Source organism: Sphingobacterium suaedae (assembly GCF_042684625.1).
In the GTDB taxonomy this organism is placed as follows: Bacteria; Bacteroidota; Bacteroidia; order Sphingobacteriales; family Sphingobacteriaceae; genus Sphingobacterium; species Sphingobacterium suaedae.
In genome coordinates this window covers 33,181-40,069 of sequence record NZ_JBHULR010000009.1, presented here as the reverse complement: position 1 = coordinate 40,069, position 6,889 = coordinate 33,181, and the positions used below count along the sequence as shown (strand labels likewise).

The following is a 6,889-nucleotide window of genomic DNA, read 5'->3' as shown; positions in this document are numbered from 1 at the left end:
TCGAAAGATGAGGGATTTTTTGCGTTGTGAGGGTTCGAACCGAAGGGCTGGCCGGGGTTCGATCCGCAGGAGGTTTAGGGTTGAGAATGGGACTTGTGGGGCTAAACCAATCCCTCACTCTCCGCAAGTTGTGAAAACGGAAGTTTTCAAAAAGCAACAAAAAATATATAAATCCTGCAAAATCAATTATTTGCAGGTTTTTTTTGTTTATCCAGCAAATCGAACCACTGCTCAATATGATTATTCTCCATCATCAAAAAGGTGGTCAAGATCCTCTCTATGGTAATAATAAGAACCCAGTACTTACTTGCGACGGATTTTACCAGTGATCCTAAGATTATGTAAGATAGAAGCGGGAATATTTAATTTATTACGTATAGCTTTGCTGCGGATCCAGCTAAGTTTTTCTGATTCATGCATCAAACACGTAATTAATTCCCGATAAAAAACGTTAATAGCATCATAAAATAAAGTGAAATCTTAACAAGATCATCTAGAGCAATATCTTGATAATCTGCGATCTTCTATACCAACGGCCCGCCTTTAGTTGATAAGACCAAGTTGTCCTTTAACTCCTGCACTATAAAGCTGATGTATATCCAAGCTATAATAATTGGCTGGTAAAACATTATATTTGACAAATAACTAAAATTTTCCGCCATTATGAAGAAAATAATTTTTTCTAATTTATTCATTTTATCCTTTCCTTTTCTCTTCGCTCAAACTATCAAAGGCACAGTCGAAATCAATATGAAAGATGGACTGTTTAACTGCAATTTTGAATTACATAACATTCCACAAAATAAGAACTACAAAATTCTTCTGAACAAAGGGATGAATATTAAATATTTTAAAGATTCGAATGGAAATTTAGTGGATTTTGAGGGACACTATGATGGCAAAACTAAAGGAGAAGCAATCGAATATACTTTACTGGACAAAGATGGTAAAACGCTTACAATACCAACCTCCTTTCAAGTTGACTATAGAGGAGCATTCCCAATATATTTCGACAATACCGAGGATTACGGACCTTTCGATTACAAGGGAATCATTGCTTTTAATGGTAAAACGTTACGTGCTGCAGACCAGTCAAAATGGTATCCTACTCTTTATGATGTCGAAAATGACAAACTGATTGATAAATATCCGTATGAAGTGACCATTAAAGTTACAAACTCTGAAAATAACAGCATCTTTATCAATGGCAATGTTCCTCAAAAAACGCTTTCGGAACATTTTATATCGACCAAACCATCGTCCTTATTTATTTTTATAGGGAATTATGATTTCATTTCACAACCTGCTGGATATATTATCAATTTAGATACCGATAATAAAAGTGTAGCGCGTATTTTCAAGAATATTGAGGCCGTAAAAGAAAAACTTGCGAATAATCTAAATTTAAAATTCACAGATAAAATTTATATCATAAACCACAAAGCTGTCAATCGGAGAAGACCAGGAAGCAGTTGGGCTTTTAATGACTACCCGGCAATTGCGTTTACTGATTTAAATCCAGCCAAAATGCTAGACGACAAAGGTCAGTTTGAACCTTGGTACAGTAAATTTCTGGGACATGAACTTGCTCATAATTATTTTGGAACACACATGCTCTCTGGAAAGTTATCCTGGTTTTGGCTTGAATCTTTTGCAGAATATCTATCCTTCAACGTGACTGAAGACTTTGGTTTTAATGCATTTTTAAAAGAATCGTTGTTATCGGGAGCAAAAAATGTGGAAAGTCAAAATTTTATACCACTGTCTGAAATTACAGAAATGTCCCAAATTAATGAATCTTACCGCTATATACTGGCTCCCCTCATGTTGAAGTGTTTTGAGGATACTTTCGGAAGAGAAAAAACAAATCGCGTCCTGCAATCATTGCTAGAATATGCCAAAAAGAATACATTAACCCTTGAACTTTTTGACGAAGCAGCTATTGCAAGTGGAATAGAAGCAGTAGATTATCAAAAATTTAAACAGACCTATATTACGAGCAAAGACTTTAAACAAAATATTATTGCTCAAATAAGAAAAGTTTATGGCCAGTCCTAACAAGAACTCTTAAAAGAAATGAAATGGGAAGCCACTAGCGTTTAGCATGAGCATGTGTGCACTATGGATCATGATATATGTTTTTTGGGACAAGGGGCCTCTAAAGGATTTGCAAAAATTACCGATTGAACACCGATGATTTAGATAAGTATATACAGCACTATTTTAGGATAAAAAAAGTAATTCTCAATTTTTTATGCAAGAATTACTTTTTCTGAAATATGCTTACTATTTCCAAAGTATTTGGACCGTACTTCGATAATCTGGATGATAAGAGGGCGTATATTTTATATAACCTAGCTCTTGAAGCTGTTTAAAGTATTTATGATAGCTGGTTATCGGCTTGATATAGAAAACACACAATACAGATAAATAGATACTTTACCATTCGATAATGAATAGTTCGTAACTAATATGTTATACGCAAAAGAAAAAAACTGCTGTCCCTGTGACTTAGAACAGGCCCCGAAAAATCGCCGTACGCCGACCGAAAAGCAGAGCGACACCGGCATCTTTCGATTTTCAACAGCGAGTAGCTCATCTGCTGCTTTTTTATTTCTCGAGATATAACATCATCTCTTCGTTACTGGGAAACAAAAATGTACGGATCGATCACTATCGAATGAGCCTTTTATTGCTATTGCCATCACCCGGTGAAGCATTTTCCCATTTCATTTCACGGCTAGTGAGCTTCTTGATCCGATATTGCTCCGTATAGACTTTATCCGTCCCATACATCGTCACCAAGGTTCGATCGTGACTCAGCACGTACGTCCATTTCAACGTCGTGTCTTGATTCGATAATGCATTGTAAATATGTTTGCTGCAGGTATTATCCGAATTAAATATGTAGGTAACCGAGCCATCCATCGCCACTCGATCATCCGCACGTTCACTCCATTTTCCCTGGAAATGGGAAGTATCCAATTTATCCTCTTTTTTACACGAGAGAAAGACGACAGCAGTCGCTACCATCCATACATACAGGCTATATCTTTTCATAAACAATTGATTGATCTAGTTTAAACGAACGTCGAAAGCCAAATGCGACAACAACATGCCCATCCATTAACCCGCTTCCTTGTGCCCCACATAGCACAGTCAGCTTTCTATCGCTCGCCGTGCGTAGCCCCCGTCATTGATCGTTCGACCGTGCCGGGTTCCGTAATTATAGGGTCACCTTCCCACCGAAACTCGGAAGGCGACTTTTTTTCACATCTTTTGAAGAATGCGGCAAATTGAGTAGATGACGAGAACCCCAGCAACATGGCTATTTCCTGTATAGACTGTCGGCTATACTTCAGTAATGTTTTGGCAGATTCCAAGAGATGCTCATCAATTAATTGCTTCGGACGCTTGCCAAGCACCTTTTGCGTTACAGCGTTCAGCGTTTGATCACTGACAAACAGTAAATTCGAATAGAACGACAATTTTTTTTGAGACATCGCATGCCACGAGACCAGTTCGAGAAACTCGTCGACTTTCTTTCTATCGTTGACCGATACCGTTGGCGCGTAGAAGTTTCGTGGTTCCGAGGCAGGATCCGCCGTGATGTCTTTAAATCGTTTAAAAATATCCGACAAAATAGTAGCTATGCATAGTTCACCAAGCAGATGATCCTCCCGATGTTGAACCTCCCGAATGCGCATGCTCGCCCGTCTCAGGTAAACCTGTTCTTCCGTTTTAATCAAAATAGAATAGGCATCGGCACGTCGTTGCTCAAAAAGTTGCTCGGCTTTGGCATCCCGCATGATAGACCGATTAAAAAATAAATACTCTTTCATCGGACTAACAGGCAATCGCTTCAGATTTGGACCTTCATAAATAACGGAGCGCAGAAGATATTTATTCCCCTCCATTGGCGTCAGAAGCGATTCCGTCATCAAATCGAATTCCGATAACCACGTGGCATTTTGCCCCTTTTGTTCCAAAAGTTCCAAACCGCTAAAAAGCGCATAATTACGTTTTGAGTCCATAGCCATATCATGTGCGTATTCTGCGAACCACAAAGATACGAAGGGGCACGACATACATACTAAATTCTTTCTTAATTACACGGTGGCATCGCGCTAAATCTATGCCGCTCACGTTGCGACCATTGATACCACGCTGTTCAGGAAGCTCTCCAAGACATCAATCGGCCCATTTCCGCCCCCCTTACCCGAGCAGATCAAGACGGTCCGGAACGAGCCCTATTTTATCCGCTAATTCCATAAAAAAGACCATCCGCAGCTCTTACCCCCCGTTCATAGCTCCTATATGCCGTTGGTCGTATTTCCAACGTTTGTATATGTTTCCGTACGATCTTTGGAAAAAATAAAAAACTATGAAAATAATCAGATTACTCACCATGGTGCTGCTAAGCAGTTTATCGACCATTTTAACGAGCGCATGCCAAGCTACAGGAAGCAACAAAAACAACCAAATTACCTTTGTCGACAAGAAGTGGAAACTGCATACATTCACGGTCAATCCAAGTGTCGACTGGGACCTGAATGGCACGCAAGACACCGACATTTTTGCACTTTTAGATCCCTGCGATCGCGACGACTTCCTGATGTTCCGTCGCGATGGTGTGATCATCCGTTTTGTTGGAACGGAAAAATGCGATGAAGAAGATGAGGATCAACTAGAAGACGGCACCTGGACGACAGAGCAAAACAATACAATCGTATTCCGCCGGGAAGATCACGAAGACAAAGCAGAGATCCTGGAGTCGACAGCGGACAAGCTGGTTTTAGTACATCGGTTCAAAAGCACCGACGGAATTAGCCACAAGCTAACTGCCGAATATCGACTTAAATAATCAAGTCTTTAATCGTCGGCAGATAACTTCTACCCACTGTCAGTTCAACACCCGTATTCATCACAACGAACGTCTTGCCAATATCCCTATAAAGCTCAGCAATATGCTGTACATGGATAGCCGCGGATCGATGGATTCGAAGAAATCGGACTGGATTGAGTTTAGCAACGAGTGCACTGATTCCCGTCGAACTTAAATACATCCCTGATGCAGTATGAATCTCCGTATAATCACCAAAAGCTCTGAGAAAGACAATCGTATCAACGTCGATATTCCGAAATCGTTTCTTGCACTCGACCAAGATCCGGTCGGGATAGGACGTTTTCTCCCGATAACGATCTGCCATCGTAAAAGCCGACTGCGGGGATTGGGACGCAAGCTTACACATGGCCTTATCAAAGCGGTCCTTCGTGTACGGCTTCAGCAGGTAATCCGTGGCATGGGTCTCAAAAGCCTGGATCGCATAGTGGTCAAAGGCCGTTGTAAAGATTACCTGCGGCACATGTTGCACGCGCTGCAGCACGTCAAAGCCGGTCGCGCCCGGCATCTGGATGTCCAGAAAAATCAGGTCCGGTTCCAACCTATCAATTTGCGCAATCGCCTCTAAGCCATTGGCGCACGTTCCCGCAACAAAATAATCGCTATAAGGCTGTAAATAGTGCTCTACCAGTATACGCCCATGCTCTTCGTCGTCAATAATTAAAACAGACTTTTTCGCCATCGCATCTTTTTACCGCAATATAAGGAGAAAAGCCATACACGGTAGGCTTTCTGACGAATAACCTCTAGACACGACCAACCGCACAAACAAGCCGATAAATGGATGTCGTATCCATCAGAAAAAACACATATATTATGTATCTATTACCGTATACCTCGACATGATACCGCAAAAAAAAATCAGAAATACGCCCCGCGAAATTTCTATATTTCTCGTCTGCTTACTGCTTATGAGCCTATTGTACGCCACACCACGACTATTCTCTCCGCGCATCTCGACAAGCTTTGTCCTCGAGCTTCTTGTCGACTGCGTGATTATGAGTTTAGCCGGCCTTCCAGTCTGGTGGCTCCACTTCCGCAAGTGGACAGGTCTGCCTATGAAAAAACGCTTCCTACGGCATTTTTTTACCAGTTTGCTGTACTACGTCATCTGGACAGCCCTCTACCAAGTTTATAACCGACTAACCGGCTTGCCCGTTATGACGGGGCAACAGATGTTGCAACATATCGGCCCAAATCTTCTTTTTTATATTCAAGTGTTCAGTTCGCTGCATATCGATCTCTTTTTCCGCGAACGGGAACAACAGCAACGGAACGAACGGGAGCTGCGTGAACTAGCGCATAGAGCAGAAATCGAAAGTCTGAAAGCACAGATCCAACCCCATTTCCTTTTCAATACATTAAATAGCATCAGCGCTTCGGTTTCTGCTGAAAACGAGCGGACACGGGTGTTGATAGCGCAGCTTGCTGATACGTTCCGCTACGCCCTGCAATCCACACAGGCGGAGCTCGTCCTGCTCACGCAGGAACTCGAATTTATACGGACTTACCTATCCTTGGAGCAGAGTCGGTTTGGTCGTCGTCTTCACTTCGAAATCGATGTTTATGGCTGCGGCCAAGCGCTGATTCCGCCCATGCTGTTGCAGCCGCTCGTCGAAAACGCTGTAAAACACGGCATCGAGCCCGCCATTGATGGCGGCACGATCCACATCACCTGCCGATCGACAGGCTCTTTTACCCACCTCACTATTCGCAACACCGGGAAGCCCTACGAAGGAACGGTCGAAAACATGTTTGCCGGAGACGGTATCGGACTGAACAATACCGCCAAGCGCCTGCGGAATCAATTTGGTGAAAACCTGCACATCGAGGTCGATCACAGCGGAGCCGTAACGCTGCGCTTTGCTATTCCCACGTAACATCAACATACATCCATGCGTCGTGACTCGGCGCTTCCCTCTTTCACTCATCCGCCCGAATCGACCATTCATCGAAAAACAAACCGGCCGAAGGCAAAGGTGTCTA

The 6,889-nt window shown here is 42.4% G+C and carries 6 protein-coding genes; 3 read left to right on the top strand and 3 right to left on the bottom strand.

Going from position 1 to position 6,889, the window contains the following annotated elements:
• Nucleotides 1–663 precede the first annotated feature (663 nt).
• Nucleotides 664–2,058, top strand: coding sequence for a hypothetical protein (locus tag ACFSR5_RS15740; RefSeq protein WP_380905419.1), 1,395 nt, complete (start codon nt 664–666; stop codon nt 2,056–2,058).
• A 615-nt stretch (nt 2,059–2,673) separates the two neighbouring features.
• Here ACFSR5_RS15740 and ACFSR5_RS15735 read toward each other — a convergent pair.
• Complete coding sequence (locus ACFSR5_RS15735; RefSeq protein WP_380905418.1) at nt 2,674–3,060, bottom strand: hypothetical protein; 387 nt, start codon at nt 3,058–3,060, stop codon at nt 2,674–2,676.
• Between the two features lie 107 nt (nt 3,061–3,167).
• A complete protein-coding gene (locus ACFSR5_RS15730) occupies nt 3,168–4,040 on the bottom strand; it encodes a helix-turn-helix domain-containing protein (protein WP_380905417.1) in 873 nt (290 codons plus the stop codon).
• A 344-nt stretch (nt 4,041–4,384) separates the two neighbouring features.
• Between ACFSR5_RS15730 and ACFSR5_RS15725 the strand changes: the two genes are divergently transcribed.
• The gene (locus ACFSR5_RS15725) at nt 4,385–4,864 is read left to right on the top strand and encodes a lipocalin family protein (protein WP_380905416.1); all 480 of its coding nucleotides are present in this window, start codon (nt 4,385–4,387) and stop codon (nt 4,862–4,864) included.
• On the opposite strand, the gene ACFSR5_RS15720 is transcribed toward ACFSR5_RS15725, so the two are convergent.
• Nucleotides 4,857–5,585: a LytR/AlgR family response regulator transcription factor gene (locus tag ACFSR5_RS15720; RefSeq protein WP_380905415.1), complete on the bottom strand. Its 729-nt coding sequence runs from the start codon at nt 5,583–5,585 to the stop codon at nt 4,857–4,859. The two genes, ACFSR5_RS15725 and ACFSR5_RS15720, sit on opposite strands and share 8 nt — an antisense overlap.
• Before the next feature lie 478 nt (nt 5,586–6,063).
• Between ACFSR5_RS15720 and ACFSR5_RS15715 the strand changes: the two genes are divergently transcribed.
• Nucleotides 6,064–6,783, top strand: a complete 720-nt coding sequence (locus ACFSR5_RS15715) for a sensor histidine kinase (protein WP_380905420.1) — start codon at nt 6,064–6,066, stop codon at nt 6,781–6,783.
• The last annotated feature ends 106 nt before the right edge of the window (nt 6,784–6,889 follow it).

Excerpts from the sequence above, each read along its gene's own strand:
- ACFSR5_RS15740 (WP_380905419.1), top strand. The coding sequence starts at position 664 with ATGAAGAAAATAATTTTTTCTAATTTATTCATTTTATCCTTTCCTTTT.
- ACFSR5_RS15735 (WP_380905418.1), bottom strand. The coding sequence starts at position 3,060 with ATGAAAAGATATAGCCTGTATGTATGGATGGTAGCGACTGCTGTCGTC.
- ACFSR5_RS15730 (WP_380905417.1), bottom strand. The coding sequence starts at position 4,040 with ATGGCTATGGACTCAAAACGTAATTATGCGCTTTTTAGCGGTTTGGAA.
- ACFSR5_RS15725 (WP_380905416.1), top strand. The coding sequence starts at position 4,385 with ATGAAAATAATCAGATTACTCACCATGGTGCTGCTAAGCAGTTTATCG.
- ACFSR5_RS15720 (WP_380905415.1), bottom strand. The coding sequence starts at position 5,585 with ATGGCGAAAAAGTCTGTTTTAATTATTGACGACGAAGAGCATGGGCGT.
- ACFSR5_RS15715 (WP_380905420.1), top strand. The coding sequence starts at position 6,064 with ATGACGGGGCAACAGATGTTGCAACATATCGGCCCAAATCTTCTTTTT.